Source organism: Muribaculum sp. NM65_B17 (assembly GCF_004793735.1).
Classification (GTDB): domain Bacteria; phylum Bacteroidota; class Bacteroidia; order Bacteroidales; family Muribaculaceae; genus Muribaculum; species Muribaculum gordoncarteri.
In genome coordinates this window covers 197,894-214,020 of sequence record NZ_SRYY01000005.1, presented here as the reverse complement: position 1 = coordinate 214,020, position 16,127 = coordinate 197,894, and the positions used below count along the sequence as shown (strand labels likewise).

Annotated in this window: 14 protein-coding genes; all 14 read left to right on the top strand. The window is 51.7% G+C overall.

Going from position 1 to position 16,127, the window contains the following annotated elements; all coding sequences use genetic code 11:
* Positions 1-160 precede the first annotated feature (160 nt).
* The 14 genes from E5354_RS09200 (at position 161) to E5354_RS09135 (ending at position 16,116) form a co-directional block, all read left to right on the top strand.
* Positions 161-2,113: a DNA topoisomerase IV subunit B gene (locus tag E5354_RS09200; RefSeq protein ID WP_135947272.1), complete on the top strand. Its 1,953-nt coding sequence runs from the start codon at positions 161-163 to the stop codon at positions 2,111-2,113.
* The gene (coaD, locus tag E5354_RS09195) at positions 2,094-2,570 is read left to right on the top strand and encodes a pantetheine-phosphate adenylyltransferase (protein ID WP_123396407.1); all 477 of its coding nucleotides are present in this window, start codon (positions 2,094-2,096) and stop codon (positions 2,568-2,570) included. The genes E5354_RS09200 and coaD overlap by 20 nt, the downstream gene beginning before the upstream one ends.
* Before the next feature lie 11 nt (positions 2,571-2,581).
* Positions 2,582-4,177, top strand: coding sequence for a S41 family peptidase (locus E5354_RS09190; protein ID WP_135947271.1), 1,596 nt, complete (start codon positions 2,582-2,584; stop codon positions 4,175-4,177).
* Between the two features lie 38 nt (positions 4,178-4,215).
* Positions 4,216-5,469, top strand: a complete 1,254-nt coding sequence (gene hflX / locus E5354_RS09185; RefSeq protein WP_135947270.1) for a GTPase HflX — start codon at positions 4,216-4,218, stop codon at positions 5,467-5,469.
* 37 nt (positions 5,470-5,506) lie between these two features.
* On the top strand, positions 5,507-7,471 hold the full coding sequence (locus tag E5354_RS09180; RefSeq protein ID WP_135947269.1) for a DUF4954 family protein: 1,965 nt from the start codon (positions 5,507-5,509) through the stop codon (positions 7,469-7,471).
* Between the two features lie 51 nt (positions 7,472-7,522).
* On the top strand, positions 7,523-8,614 hold the full coding sequence (locus E5354_RS09175; RefSeq protein ID WP_135947268.1) for a DUF4369 domain-containing protein: 1,092 nt from the start codon (positions 7,523-7,525) through the stop codon (positions 8,612-8,614).
* Between the two features lie 9 nt (positions 8,615-8,623).
* Positions 8,624-9,889, top strand: coding sequence for a glycosyltransferase (locus E5354_RS09170; RefSeq protein ID WP_135947267.1), 1,266 nt, complete (start codon positions 8,624-8,626; stop codon positions 9,887-9,889).
* A gap of 2 nt (positions 9,890-9,891) precedes the next feature.
* Positions 9,892-10,899 (top strand): glycosyltransferase family 2 protein, encoded by a 1,008-nt coding sequence (locus E5354_RS09165; protein ID WP_168353871.1) that lies wholly within the window; start codon positions 9,892-9,894, stop codon positions 10,897-10,899.
* Complete coding sequence (locus E5354_RS09160; RefSeq protein WP_135947265.1) at positions 10,889-11,869, top strand: glycosyltransferase family A protein; 981 nt, start codon at positions 10,889-10,891, stop codon at positions 11,867-11,869. The genes E5354_RS09165 and E5354_RS09160 overlap by 11 nt, the downstream gene beginning before the upstream one ends.
* 106 nt (positions 11,870-11,975) lie before the next feature.
* Positions 11,976-12,446, top strand: coding sequence for a transcription elongation factor GreA (gene greA, locus E5354_RS09155; protein WP_123396399.1), 471 nt, complete (start codon positions 11,976-11,978; stop codon positions 12,444-12,446).
* Positions 12,447-12,452: 6 nt separating this feature from the next.
* Positions 12,453-12,848: an HIT family protein gene (locus tag E5354_RS09150; RefSeq protein ID WP_123396398.1), complete on the top strand. Its 396-nt coding sequence runs from the start codon at positions 12,453-12,455 to the stop codon at positions 12,846-12,848.
* Positions 12,849-12,850: 2 nt separating this feature from the next.
* On the top strand, positions 12,851-13,774 hold the full coding sequence (locus E5354_RS09145; RefSeq protein WP_135947264.1) for a ketopantoate reductase family protein: 924 nt from the start codon (positions 12,851-12,853) through the stop codon (positions 13,772-13,774).
* Positions 13,775-13,903: 129 nt separating this feature from the next.
* A complete protein-coding gene (gene rpsA, locus E5354_RS09140; protein ID WP_123396396.1) occupies positions 13,904-15,685 on the top strand; it encodes a 30S ribosomal protein S1 in 1,782 nt (593 codons plus the stop codon).
* Between the two features lie 92 nt (positions 15,686-15,777).
* Complete coding sequence (locus tag E5354_RS09135) at positions 15,778-16,116, top strand: DUF4491 family protein (RefSeq protein WP_135947263.1); 339 nt, start codon at positions 15,778-15,780, stop codon at positions 16,114-16,116.
* Positions 16,117-16,127 lie beyond the last annotated feature (11 nt).

The window sequence follows — 16,127 nt, the reverse complement described above, 5'->3', positions numbered from 1 at the left end:
ATCGCTCAGGGTGCCTTTGCAATGATAAGAGCCGGCTCTAAATCATGACATAAAAACTACGACATAATTATTCACGATTGTTTTGCATGACTTTTGCCATGTTTTTTGTAACTTTGCAAGTTGACCGACAACAATTAACATCTTGCCACCAATCACTGATATGACTGAAGAGGAACTAACCATATTACCTGAAGAAAAGCGCGAAACCGTTGAAACAAGCTATTCCGGCGACGACATCAAGACTCTCGACTGGAAGGAGCACATACGCCTGCGACCGGGAATGTACATCGGAAAACTCGGCGACGGCTCGCAAAACGACGACGGCATCTACGTGCTTCTTAAAGAAGTGCTCGACAATGCCATCGATGAATACATGATGGGATTTGGCAAGCAAATCGACATCGAAGTCAGTGAATACACGGTGGGGGTGCGTGACTACGGACGAGGCATTCCCCTCGACAAGGTGGTCGATGTGTCATCGAAAATGAACACCGGAGCAAAGTATGACTCCAAGGCGTTCAAGAAGTCGGTAGGACTTAACGGTGTCGGCATCAAGGCGGTAAACGCCCTGTCGACCGACTTCTACATCAAGAGCGTGCGCGACGGCAAGTCGATAGCCATCGAATACTCCTGCGGTGAAATAGTCAGCGACTCGGGCATAATGCCGAGCGACGAACCCAACGGAACTTTCGTGCGCTTCACCCCCGACAACTCAATATTCCGCGACTACCGTTACCGTGAAGAGTATGTTGTCCCCCTGGTAAAGAACTACACATTCCTCAACACCGGACTTTCGATATATCTCAACGGCAAGCGTTACTTCTCGCGCAACGGATTGCTCGACCTACTGAAAGAGAACCTCACCACCGAGCCGCTATACCCCATAATACACCTTAAAGGCAACGACATCGAGGCGGTGATAACCCACACCAAGCAGATAGGTGAAGAGTACTACTCATTTGTCAACGGACAGCACACGACTCAGGGCGGAACCCACCTGTCGGCTTTCCGCGAGGCTGTGTCACGCACCATCAAGGAGTACTTCGGCAAAAACTTTGAGTACTCCGACATTCGCAACGGCATCGTCGCCGCTATATCGATTAAAGTCGAGGAGCCGGTATTTGAATCACAGACCAAAACCAAGCTCGGCTCGCGTGACATGGGACCCGAAGGGCCTACGGTGGCAAAGTTCATCGGCGACTTCATCAAGAAAGAGCTCGACAACTACCTCCACATCAACCTCGACACCGCCGACATTCTGCAGAAGAAGATTCTCGAAAACGAGAAGGAGCGCAAGGCAATGGCCGGCGTCACCAAGGCCGTGAGGGAAAAAGCCAAGAAAATAGCGATCCACAACAAGAAGCTTCTCGACTGTCGCGTGCACCTGAGCGACCCCAAAGGCGACGAGGACAAGAAGGAAGCCTCATCGATATTCATCACCGAGGGTGACTCGGCTGCCGGTTCAATCACCAAGATACGCGATGTTGAAACCCAGGCCGTGTTCTCGCTCCGAGGCAAGCCGCTCAACACCTATGGAATGCCGCTTGTCGATGTCTACAAGAACGATGAGTTTGCGCTTCTTCGCGCAGCCTTGAACATCGAGGACAGCATCGACGACCTGCGTTACAACAAAGTAATCATAGCCACCGATGCCGATGTCGACGGAATGCACATACGCCTGTTGCTGCTCACCTACATCCTGCAATTCTTCCCCGACCTGATAAAGAAAGGCCATGTCTACGTGCTGCAGACCCCCTTGTTCCGTGTACGCAACAAGAAGACCACCCGCCGCGCAGGCACCCGCCAGTCAAAAAAGTCAGGCAAGGAATCAACCGATGACACGTATTATTGTTATACTGATGAAGAGCGTGTTACAGCCATCAACAAGCTTGGGGCAAATGCCGAGATAACACGATTCAAGGGCCTTGGTGAAATCTCGCCCGAGGAATTCCGCGGATTCATCGGTCCCGACATGCGACTCGACCGCGTGACGCTCCGCAAAGAGGATGCGGTGGCTGAGCTCCTTGAGTTTTACATGGGTAAGAACACTGTTGAACGACAAAACTTTATTATTGACAATCTCGTAGTTGAAGATGACTCCCAAATATCTTGAACGAATAGCCATATATCCGGGAACTTTCGACCCGTTTACTATAGGCCACAAATCGATAGTCGAACGTGGACTCACACTGTTTGACAAGATCATAATCGCAGTAGGAATCAACGACGCCAAGCGTTGCTATCGGCCCACCGAAGCTCGCGTGCGTCACATCGAAAAAGTAATGGCCGACGAGCCGCGCGTGGAAGTGATAAGCTACGACAGGCTCACAGCCGACGTGGCGCGTGACTGCGGAGCGCAATTCATTCTGCGAGGCGTGAGAACGGTTGCCGACTACGAGTATGAGCGCAACCTCGCCTATGCCAACCGACAGATTTCGGGAGTGGAAACAGTACTGCTCTACACCCTGCCCGAACTGCAATACGTAAGCTCCACAATGGTGCGCGACCTCGACCGCTACGGCTACGACATAAGCCAGTTTGTCCCCGACTCCGACCAACTAAGACAATAAGAAATACATTTATGAAATACCTGCTACTATTCGTTTCAGCACTCATCCTCGCCTCGTCAGGCATCAAGGCACAACAGAAATTTGAACTGACACCCGAGCGAAAGCTGCAATATGCCCAAGGGATAATCAACAACTACTATGTTGACAAAGTGGATGCCGACACGCTTGTCGACGAAGCAATCCGTGCAATGCTCAACACACTCGACCCCCACTCGGCCTACTCGACACCCGAGGAAACACGCGAGTTGAACGAGCCCCTCAACGGCAACTTCAGCGGCGTGGGAATACAGTTTAACATGGCAACCGACACCCTGTATGTGATACAGACCGTGGCCGGCGGCCCGTCGGAGCGTGTCGGCCTGTTGCCCGGCGACCGCATAATCGAGGTCAACGACACACTCATAGCAGGAGTGAAGATGAAAAACAACGATGTCATGCGACGCTTGCGCGGCCCCAAGGGCACCGTGGTCAACGTTGCTGTGAAACGTACCGGCGTGCCAGAGCTCATCTACTTCAACATAACGCGCGACGACATTCCCATCTACAGCGTCGATGCCGCCTACATGGCCGACCCCACCACCGGCTACATACGCATATCACGCTTTGCCGCCGAAACTCCCGAGGAGTTCCGCAAAGCCATGAACGACTTGCGTAAGCAGGGCATGAAGAATCTCATCATCGACCTTCAGGACAATGGCGGCGGTTATCTTAATGCAGCCCAGGAACTGGCCGCGCAATTCCTGAAAAAGGGCGATCTTATAGTTTACACCGAGGCTCCGCGCACTCCGAGCTACACCTACGTGGCCGAGCGTAACGGCGACTTCCTCGATGGCCGCATCGTAGTGCTCGTCAACCAGTATTCGGCATCGGCAAGCGAGATTCTCGCCGGTGCGCTGCAGGATCACGACCGTGCGGTAGTCGTAGGCCGACGCACATTCGGCAAGGGCCTCGTACAGCGTCCCTTCCCATTCCCCGACGGCTCGATGATTCGCCTCACGGTGTCACGCTACTACACTCCGTCGGGTCGATGCATCCAGAAGCCCTACGTGAAGGGCGACATCGACGACTACATCGAGGACATCAAGCACCGATACGATGCCGGCGAACTGATGCACTCCGATTCGATACACTTCCCCGACTCGCTCCGTTACACCACATTGCGCAACAAGCGTGTCGTATATGGCGGTGGCGGAATCATGCCCGACCGCTTCTCTCCTCTCGACACCACATGGTACACCCCCTACTATCGTGACATCCTCGCAAAGGGTGCGCTCTACCAGTATGTATTGGGCTATGTCGACACTCACCGCCAGCAGCTAAAAGCCGAGTATCCCACCGAGAAGGATTTTGCCGAACGATTTGAGGTGACATCCGAAATAATGAACGGCCTCATTGAACAGGGCAAGAAAACCGATGTTGAATATAATGAAGAGCAATACAAACAGAGCGAAAACTACATGCGCACTGTGCTGAAAGCACTCATTGCTCGTGACATATACGAAAACGGCTCCTATTACCGGATTGCCAACGACCTCAACCCCATCTATCACGAAGGATTGAAAGTCATAAATTCACCCGACGAGTACAAAAAACTCCTCGGTGACTGACAACGGCAAAACGAGGTTGCCTAAAAACAAGATTAAGCATGAAAGAGAACATAATAAGCACCGAAACTTCTGAAAAGACCGTACTCGTGGGCCTCATAACCCCTCAGCAGAATGAGGCTAAGGCCAAGGAGTATCTCGACGAACTCGCTTTTCTCGCCGACACGGCGGGAGCGATCACCGAAAAGACATTCCTGCAGCGACTCGATTACCCCAACCCGCGCACCTATGTGGGAAAGGGAAAGCTTGACGAGATAAAGCAATATGTCGACGAAAACGAAATAGGACTCGTGATATTCGACGACGACCTCACCACCAAGCAGGTCGCCAACCTCGAGCGCGAGCTTCAGGTGAAGATTCTCGACCGCACGAGCTTGATTCTCGACATATTTGCAAAACGCGCACAAACCGCCAACGCAAAGACCCAGGTCGAACTCGCGCAATACCAGTATCTGCTGCCCCGACTCACCCGAATGTGGACTCACCTCGAACGCCAGCGCGGAGGTATCGGCATGAGAGGCCCCGGTGAAACGCAGATAGAAACCGACCGCCGTATAATCCTCGACAAAATATCACGCCTGAAAGCCGAGCTTGAAAGCATCGACAAGCAGAAGTCGATACAGCGCAAGAATCGCGGAAAACTTACCCGCATAGCATTGGTAGGCTATACCAACGTGGGCAAGTCGACATTGATGAACCTGCTCAGCAAGAGCGATGTATTTGCCGAGAACAAGCTTTTTGCCACTCTCGACACCACCGTGCGCAAGGTCATCATCGACAATCTCCCCTTCCTGCTCACCGACACCGTAGGATTCATCCGCAAGCTTCCCACCCATCTTGTAAACTCCTTCAAGTCGACCCTCGACGAGGTGCGTGACGCCGACATACTCGTCCATGTAGTCGACATAAGCCATCCGCAATTTGAGGAGCAGATCGACATCGTGAACAAGACACTCGCCGAGATATGCGGCAAGGACAGCGACAAGAAGATGATTGTGGTGTTCAACAAAATCGATGCATTCACCTACAAGCCAAAGGATGACGACGACCTCACCCCGCGCACTCGCGAAAACATCTCGCTCGACGAACTGAAAGCTACATGGATGGCCAAAATGAACGACGACTGCGTATTCATCTCGGCCAAGGAGCAAATCAACATCGATGAACTGAAAAACAAGATTTACGAGAAAGCCAAGGAGGTGCACATAACGCGCTTCCCCTACAACGACTTCCTCTTCCAGAAATACGACGAAGGCGACGACCCGGGCTACAGCGAGCCGTCGACCGACAAGTAAACGACCACGTTTTATGTCAAACCATTGATTATCGATAATGGAATATCGCAATCTTCTTGAATATGAAATAGCACAGCTTGAAGCTTCGGGATGCACTGCCACTAATTGGAACACCGTAAGTGTAAAGGACGGATTCAATCCGTCATGCTATATCAGGGTGAATTTCTCGGGAAATGTCAAGTTAGGCAACACCCGGGAGCTGTTTGTGCGCAACGGTGTTCCGGTAAGGAGCGGAATATACGACGCGACAATCCATAATTGTGAGATAGGCGACAATGTACACATAAGCAAAATTGGAGAAGCCATTGCCAATTACCGTATAGGCGACAACTGCTACATCGCCAATGTGAAAGCTATGTTTGCCACCGGAGCGTCATCGTTTGGCAACGGATGCGAAGTGAATGTGATGAGCGAAACCGGCTCACGCAGCCTGTATATATATGAGGGCCTCACCTCCCAGATAGCCTACCTCACGGCCATGTACCGCCATAACGAGGCATTTACTACCCGCATCAAGGCATTAGCCAAGGAGTATTCCGATCGACAGCGATGTGCCACGGGGCTCATCGAAAGCAATGTCACAATAGCGGGATGCGGCACGATATCCGACACGATAGTGCGCACCGGTGCCTGCATTGAAGGAGCCACACACCTTTTCGACGGAACCGTTGGCCGTGACTGCAAGGTGGGCGACAACGTGATAGCGTCACACTTCATAATGGCGTCACAGGCAAGAGTCGACAGCGGCTCCACAATCGAGCGCGTATTTGTGGGACAAGCCTCGTCGCTCGCCAACGGATTCATAGCCCATGATTCGCTGTTCTTCGCCAACTGTGCATGTGAATGTGGCGAGGCATGCGCCGTATTCGCCGGCCCACACACCGTGTCGATGCACAAATCGACCCTGCTCATAGGCGGAATGTTCTCATTCTTCAACGCAGGTTCGGGAACCAATGAAAGCAATCACCTTTATAAGCTCGGACCGGTGCATCACGGCATTATGGAGCGCGGATGCAAAACCGCAAGCAACGCCTACATCACCTGGCCGGCTCACATAGGCCCCTTCACCCTCGTGGCGGGCAGCCACACCTCCCACCCCGACACAACGGAGCTTCCCTACTCCTATCTCATGGAGCGCAAAGGCAAAAGCCTGCTGATTCCGGCCGCCAACCTGAAGACTTCGGGCACCATACGTGACATCCTTAAATGGGGCAAGCGCGACCGCCGCAGCCGTGACATCGAGCGACTCGACCTGATAAACTACGATGCCCTAAACCCGCTCATAACATGGCGCGTATATCAGGCCATAAACACTCTCGACCGATGTGAAGTCGACCCCGAATATCCGCTTACCCGAAATTTCACGATTGAGTATCACGCACTGCGCCGAGGTCGCGAACTATATGCCCTCGCCGCCGACTACTTCATGGGCGAATCGGTGGTAAACAAGCTGTTGTCGCTCGATTTTGACTCATCCACCCCTATTGAGCAACAACTCAAGCCCGAATACTCGGGACTTGACCAGTGGATCGACCTTGCCGGATTGATCGTACCGCGTAAAAAGGTAGGATTCATCATCGACGACATTGTAAACGGCACGATCAACTCGCTTGAAGGCATTGTTGAAAGGCTTAAATCGCTATATGACAATTACGAGGCCATGAAATGGAGCTTCGTAGTGGATAATCTGAGGAAATGTTACAGCAAGGAGCTGGATGCAATGAATTTGCAGGATTTCATCGCTATATCAAAGAGGTGGAGTGAAAGCATAGTAGCAATATCGAAATTCCGCTATCATGACGCCATGAAGGACTATTCCGAAAGCATGAAAGTGGGATTTGGTGTCGACAGCGACGGACAAAATGTAGAGGCCGACTTCATTGCCGTGAGAGGCCTGCCCGAACAGGACCCCAACGTGGACGAGATGAACCGCCACTACCACATTGCTCTCAAAAATGCCACAACGGCAATAAAGCGATTGGAAAAGGCTCTTGGTATTTAATCCAAAAACATTACCTTTGCATTAAATTACTAAACAAACAATAACTCACCGATGAACAAACTACTTTCGATTGCCCTTGTCGCAATACTCACGGTCATGGCCGCCGGTTGCGATTCAGGCTTGAAATGGAATGTAAACGGCTCAATCGAAGGAGCCGATTCAAAGACAATGATATTGCAGGCTTCCGACAACGGTCGTTGGTACACTCTCGATTCAATCACCACCGACAAAAACGGAAATTTCAAATATTCTCACGACCCGATCGGCTATCCCGACATCTTCCGCCTCGTACTCGACGGCAAGAGCATATACTTCCCCATCGACAGCGTGGAAACCGTCAACATCACCTCGACTGCCGACGCTTTTGACTCCGACTACGAGCTGTCAGGCTCCACCGCCGCCGAGATGCTTATGGCCGTCGACAACCGCATCCGCAATTCGGCGTCGGTCAACGGCAAGACATCGGTAGCCAATGACTCAGTACTTAAGCGTGAGCTTGCCGGAATGCTTCTCGGCGATCCCGCAGGAATTGTGTCCTATTACATCATTTGCAAGAAAGTCAACGGACAGTATCTCTTTGACCCCGCCAATCCTCGCGACAATCGCATCGTAGGAGCCGTGGCCAACGCTTTCGACCAGTTCCGTCCCAACGACCCGCGCACCCGCTATCTCCGTCAGGTGTTCCTCGCCAACCGCCAGCTTGTCAGCCCGGCCGGCATCGACACAATGCTTGTCAACGAGATTAAGCTCTTTGACATAACCCTGACCGACAACAAGGGAAAGCCCCACAATCTTGAGGAGGTGACAAAGAACAACAAAGTGGTAGTGCTCAACTTCACCATCTACAGCGCCGAAGGCTCACCCGCCTTCAACCTCGACCTCGCAAAGGTGTATGAAAAGCGTCACAACCAGGGTCTTGAAATATATCAGGTAGCCGTTGACAACGACGAGTTCCAGTGGAAGCAATCGGCACGTAACCTCCCTTGGATTACCGTCTACAATCCCCCGTCGACAGGCTCGCAGATATTGCTTAACTACAACGTGGGCACTCTCCCCACAACCTACATCATCGCCAACGGCGAGCTTGTAGAACGCGTCGACGACATCACCAAGCTCGACTCGGCCGTTGCGCCCTATCTGTAACAAGCTTCGATGACAAAGAACCTCGTCATTTTCACATCCTCTTTTCCCTATTGGACGCCGACCGAGAGTTCTTTCATCATGCCCGAGCTTGACGCTCTTAGAAATAAATTTGACAACATCATAATAGTCCCGGAACGTGCGTCCGGGACTATTTGCAATTATACGGAGTCGCTTCAAGGCATCACGGTCGACGACAGCATGTCACGCCTGCCCTACTCCCGCCACCGGCTGCTCAAAGCGTCACATCTGCTTAACCGGAAGGTCATGTCGCTCACGTTATCCGACCTGTCGACCTACAGTAATATCAACCAACTCGCTTCGGGATTAAGCTTCAACATAAATGCAGTGTGTTTTGCCGGCTGCATAAAGCGACTGATGAAGCGCCATGCCCTGCGCCCCGACAACACGTTGTTCTACACCTTTTGGTTTGACCACATCACATCGGCGCTTGCGTTACTTTGCGACAAGCTTCCGCTTAACATCATCACCCGTGTACACGGTGTTGACCTCTATGACTTCCGCGTCACCTACAGGTCGGCAAAGTTACGTGACTTCACCATGTCACGCCTGCTCAAAGTATATTGCGCAAGCGACACCGCGCGCCGATACCTCATTGAACGGCATCCGTCACATTCGGCCAAGACAGTCATGTCACACCTTGGATCGCCGGCCCTACTGACCGACTTGCCCACCCCGGCAGGCAACGGCAACGACATTACCTTCTTCTCATGCAGCCGAATCGCAGCAGAGAAGCGTGTACATCTGAACTACAGGCTGATACGCGCACTCGCTATCAGTCGGCCCGACATGAATTTCCGATGGACACACATCGGCACCGGCGACAAACTCGCCTCACTGATCAACGAAATAACGCACCAATGCCCCGCCAATCTTAGCGTGACAATAGAAAGCGACCGCATCGACAATGAAAACGTGCATCAGTTCTATCACGACAACCGTGTCGACTGGTTCATGCTCATGAGCGAAACCGAAGGCGGAGTGCCCGTAAGCATCTGCGAAGCCATGTCACACGGCGTTCCCGTAATAGCCGCGTCATCAGGGGCCATCCCCGAAATAGTCGACTCCTCGACGGGACTGCTGTTGTCGCACGACCCTGACGACAACGAATTTCTCACGGCTATCAACCGATTCATCGGCGGCCGAGAAACCGCGGGAACATTGCGCGTCAATGCGCGTGAACGTTGGCGCAACAGTTTCAACTCACAGCAACTGCGTGACAGTTTTGCTTCCGAAATATCACAACTACTGCCATGACAATGCATCCCGAAGTATCAGTAATAACGGTCACATACAACCAGGCCCTAACGATAGCCCGCACTCTCGACTCAATACTTGCTCAGGAGTGTGACTTCGACTATGAAATCGTAATAGGCGAAGATTGCTCGACCGACGACACTCTTGACATCTGCCGCCGATATGCCGCCGCACATCCCGACAAAATCAGGTTGCTGCACAATACCGTCAACAAGGGTGTCATCGACAACTACTTCGACTGCATCATGGAGTGTCGCGGTAAATACATAGCCGACTGTCCCGGCGACGACTACTGGATTGACCGTCACAAGCTGCAAAAACAGCGTGACATACTTGCAGCCGACCCCGATGTCACACTGGTACATACGGCGTGGAACCGCCTGGATTACACTACCGGCAACGTGACGCCGGCCGATGCCGATAACGCCAACGCCCGTTACCATAGCCCCATAGACGACGGTCGATCGCTGCTCATCCCGCTGCTATGTCACACTCATCCTCCCGTGATTCATCTCGCCACGGCAATGTATCGCGCCGACACTATACGTAACGCTCTCATGGCCGAGCCGCATCTTTTCCGCGACAAGTCCTATCCTTGCGAGGACCTGCAGATAATGACCGCGCTCGCAGATGCCGGAAAAATCGGCTATCTGCCCGATGTCACGCTTAACTACAGCGTTGGCCACAGGTCACTCTCCAATCCGCTTGGATTCAAGAAGCAGCTTAACTATCACCTCGGAATATTCAAGCTGACATTGAAGCTGGCCGACCGTTACGCAATCGACCGCTCCCTCCTTCGTCCATTCATCGACGAAAGGCTTCGCTACGCGTCGACATTGTCATTCAACAGCCTCGACCGCCCGCTGATGGACACAGTAATCGCATTGATGAAAGAGCACGAGGTGACATCCACGGTCAAAACAGGCTTAATGAAGCTGTTGAGCAGCAATTACATCATGTGGAAAGCAAGTGTAAAACTAAACGGACTGATACATCGCCATGAACAGTGAATCAAGAATGACAATCGTTGTTCCCGTACTAAATCGTGAGGCAACGTTACAGCGCACACTCGACTCAATATCGAGCCAGACAGCGCGTCCATTAAGCGTCATCATTGTCGATAACGGCTCAACCGACAATAGCCGTGACATAGCCTCGCGCTGGATGAGCCGTCACAAGGCATCGGACTTCGACATAACGCTTCTCGACATGCCCGAAAAGGGAGTTTCAAAAGCCCGCAATCTCGGTCTTAGGGAAGCTGTCACACCTTACATAATGTTTTTCGACTCCGACGACACAATGTCGCCTCACCATGTCGAGGATATAATGACGGAATTTGCCGCCGACCCTACGCTCGACATCGTAGGCCGTGACGTGAGGCTTCACAAGCTTAACGGCCGTACTCGCACACTTCCTTTTGCCGACTCCGACCTGCTGTTTCAGCACATATTCTACAGCATCCTGTCGACTCAGCGTTACGCCGTGTCGACATCACTGCTGCGCAAAGCCGGAGGCTGGAACGAAGAAGTAACCGTGTGGACCGACTACGAGCTCGGCCTAAGACTCATCTTGGAGAATCCCAAAGTAAAACGAATCGACCGAGCGCCTGCGGTGGATGTGTATCAGCAACCCGACTCAATCACCACCGACAGCTATTCAAAGAGGGACAAGGAGCTGATGAAGTCGTTCCTGATATGCAATGAAATGCTCTCGGGCAACATGCCGTTGCGCGACCTGAAGATGCTCGACCTTAAAGGCATCATCCTCGCCGGCAACCTCACCCGCGCCAAATCGCCCGAAGGGCGACGATTGCTGGTTGAAATACTCGACTTCGCCGACGGCCCATTTGAAAAAATCGGGCGATGCGCATGCTATCTATACACCGCACTTGGAGGTCGCGGCGCACACCGCATAGCATATTTTCGGCACTCTCTTAAAAAATGTTTAAAATCACACCGCGCTTGCCCCCAATCAAAATAATCACTATCTTTGCAAAGTAAACATTACACAAGAATTTATCTATAAGGGTCTCGCCTAACGGTTGAGATTCTTTAATTTTTTACTCAACTCTAAAATTGTTTTTACCATGGCCATCACCTACATGACTCGTGAAGGATACAAAAAGAAAATGGATGAAATCGCTTATCTTGAAACAGTTAAGCGTCCCGAAATATCACGTGCTATAGCCGAGGCTCGCGACAAAGGCGACTTGTCGGAAAATGCCGAGTACGATGCAGCCAAGGAGGCTCAGGGAATGCTTGAAATGAAAATTTCACAGCTCAAGGATCTCGTTGCCAACGCTCGCATCATCGACGACAGCAAGCTGAACAATGAAGTGGTTCAAATTCTGAATAAAGTAAAAATCAAGAATATCGCCAACGGCATGGTTGTCGAATACACAATCGTAGCCGACAGCGAAGCCAATCTCAAGGAGAAGAAAATAGCATCAAGCACTCCCATCGCGCAGGGCCTCCTCGGCCACAAGATAGGCGAAGTGGTTGAAATACGCGTACCCTCGGGATTGATGAAGTTTGAAATTGTTGAAATATCATTCTAACAGATTATGGCATCGATATTCTCACGCATCGTAGCAGGCGAAATACCCTCCTACAAAGTTGCCGAGGATGACAAGCACTACGCTTTCCTCGACATTTCACCCGTAGCTCCCGGTCACACCCTGGTTATCCCCAAGAAGGAGGTTGACTACCTGTTTGACCTCGCCGACGACGAGTATGAATCGTTACAGCTTTTTGCCAAACGCGTTGCCGCGGCAATGAAATCAGCCCTCCCGTGCAAGCGCATAGGCGTGGCCGTAATGGGACTTGAGGTTCCTCACGCCCACATACACCTTGTGCCCATCAACAAGGAGAGCGACATGAACTTCTTCAAGGAGAAACTCTCGCTCGACCCCAAGGACATGGCCGATATTGCCCAAAGCATTGCCAAAGCATTTAAATAACAATGAAATATCTTGTAATAGGTACAGGAGGAGTAGGCGGCAGCATTGCCGCTTTTCTTGCACTATCGGGGTGCGATGTCAGCTGCATAGCACGAGGCGAAGCCCTTGAATCGATAAAAAATCGCGGACTCATATTCCACTCCTCGCTGAAGGGCGAACACGCCGTTCCCCTCAAAGCATTCAGCGCCGAGGAGTATAACGACAAAGCCGATGTGATATTCGTAACCGTCAAGGGCTACTCCATCGACAGCATAGCGCCAGTAATAAGCCGCGCCTCATCACCCGAAACGGTAGTGATACCGCTGCTCAATGTCTACGGCACGGGGCCGCGCATTGCCGCGCTGTCGCCCGACGCCAACGTGCTCGACGGATGCATCTACATCGTGGGCTTCAAGTCGGGCATCGGCGAGATAACCCAGATGGGCGACATATTCCACATCGTCTACGGCGTTCCCGAAGGACACTCGGTGGCACCCGAAATTCTCGACCGAATCAACAGCGACCTGCGCCGTGCAGGAATAAAGGTGACGCTAAGCGACAACATCGACCGTGACACCTTTATCAAATGGTCGTTTATCTCGGCAATGGCGCTCACCGGAGCCTATTACGACATACCCATGGGCCCGATACAGCATCCCGGAAAGGAGCGTGACACATTCATAGGCCTGTCACGTGAAAGCGCATTGATGGGAAGCAAGCTTGGAATCGACTTCGGATGCGACCTCGTGAAGCATCATCTTGAAGTGATCGACAGCCTCAACCCCGAAAGCACGGCTTCGCTCCAGAAGGACCTGAAAGCATGTCACGAAAGCGAAATCCAGGGGCAGCTCTTTAACTTCATCGACCTTGCCCGTCGCCTCGGCATCGACACGCCGGTCTACGACACCGTCGCCGGTCACTTCCGGGAATTTAATAAATGCAAATAAAAATTTTCACATATCTCCACATTTAATTGTAGGAGTGAAAATTAAGTTGTATCTTTGCAGCAATGTGCGCACGCTTACATCGTGTTAATCATGCGCCAGAATTAATTAACTTATTTATTAACCCATTAAATGAACGAAGAATTAAAGAATTCGCCAATCGAAGATTTCGATTGGGACGCCTACGAAAACGGCGAAAACAACGGTGGCAAGAGCCGCGAAGAACTCACCAAGACCTACGATGAGTCGCTTAACACCGTTAAAGACAAAGAAGTAATCGAAGGTACCATCATCGCCCTCAACAAGCGCGAAGCGGTGGTTAACATCGGCTACAAAAGCGACGGTATCATCCCCGTCAATGAATTCCGCTACAATCCCGACATCAAGGTTGGCGATGTAGTTGAGGTTTTCATCGAAAACCAGGAGGACAAAAAAGGTCAGCTCATCCTCTCTCACCGCAAAGCCCGCATGTCACGCTCATGGGAGCGCGTAAATCAGGCTCTTGAAAATGACGAAATTATCAAGGGTTACATCAAGTGCCGCACCAAGGGTGGTATGATTGTCGATGTATTCGGCATCGAAGCCTTCCTCCCCGGCTCACAGATTGATGTAAAGCCCATCCGCGATTACGATATCTTCGTTGGTAAGACTATGGAATTCAAGGTTGTAAAAATCAACCAGGAGTTCAAGAATGTTGTCGTTTCTCACAAGGCTCTTATCGAAGCCGAGCTCGAGCAGCAGAAGAAGGACATCATCTCCAAGCTCGAAAGAGGTCAGGTGCTCAAGGGTGTCGTTAAGAACATCACCACCTACGGTGTATTCATCGACCTCGGAGGCGTTGACGGTCTTATCCACATCACCGACCTTTCTTGGGGCCGCGTAAGCCATCCCGAAGAAGTGGTTAAACTCGATCAGGAACTCGATGTAGTAATACTTGACTTCGACGACGAGCGCAAGCGCATCGCCCTCGGTCTTAAGCAGCTCCAGCCCCATCCCTGGGATGCTCTTGACGCTGACCTCAAGGTTGGTGACAAGGTTAAGGGTAAAGTTGTCGTTATGGCCGACTACGGCGCATTCGTTGAAATCGCCCCCGGTGTCGAAGGTCTTATCCACGTATCGGAAATGTCTTGGTCACAGCACCTCCGTTCAGCTCAGGACTTCATGAAGGTTGGCGACGAGGTTGAAGCAGTCATCCTCACACTCGACCGCGAGGAGCGCAAGATGTCACTCGGCATCAAGCAGCTCAAGAACGATCCCTGGGAGAACATCGAGGTTAAGTATCCTATCGGCAGCAAGCACACTGCCAAGGTGCGCAACTTCACCAACTTCGGCGTATTCGTTGAAATCGAGGAAGGCGTTGACGGACTCATCCACATCAGCGACCTCTCTTGGACCAAGAAGATCAAGCATCCGTCGGAATTCACTCAGGTTGGCTCGGACATCGATGTTCAGGTTCTCGAAATCGACAAGGACAACCGTCGCCTCAGCCTCGGTCACAAGCAGCTTGAAGAGAATCCCTGGGATGTTCTTGAAACAGTGTTCACTGTAGGCAGCATCCACCCCGGAACCATCATCGAAATGCAGGACAAGGGCGGCGTAGTAGCACTTCCCTACGGAGTTGAAGGCTTTGCCACTCCCAAGCACCTCGTTAAGGAAGACGGAACTCAGGCTCAGGTTGACGAGAAGCTCGACTTCAAGGTAATCGAGTTCAACAAGGACAACAAGCGCATATTCCTTTCTCACAGCCGCATATTTGAAGATGAGGCTAAGGCCGAGAAAAACGAAGCCCGCAAGGCTCGCCGTCAGGCCAAGAAGGAAGAGCAGCCCGCCCTTAACACTCCTATCGAGCGTACAACCCTCGGTGACCTCGAAGAACTTGCCGCTCTCAAGGAGAAGCTCTCAGGCAAGAAATAATCAAAGGATTGAAATAATACATCCTATAAAGGGAGGCATGATGCACGGCATTATGCCTCCTTATTTATATTACTCATAAAAACAACCCTACAATGGATATAACATCGACACTGCAGGACTATCACCTGCTCGGCCTCGTAATAGGAATATGCACATTCTTGGTCATAGGACTCTTCCATCCCGTAGTAGTGAAATGCGAATATCACTACGGCACATCATGCTGGTGGTGGTTCTTGCTCCTGGGCTGCGCATGCACCATCCTGTCGCTGATCATAAGCGACATCCTCGGCTCGACAATACTCGGAGTGGTGGGATTTTCTTCGTTCTGGACGATAAAGGAGATATTCGAGCAGCAGGAGCGTGTAAGGAAAGGCTGGTTTCCACGTAATCCAAAGCGCCGCTACCCATGGGATAACGACGCTTCGGCATAAGGTCAGGATTA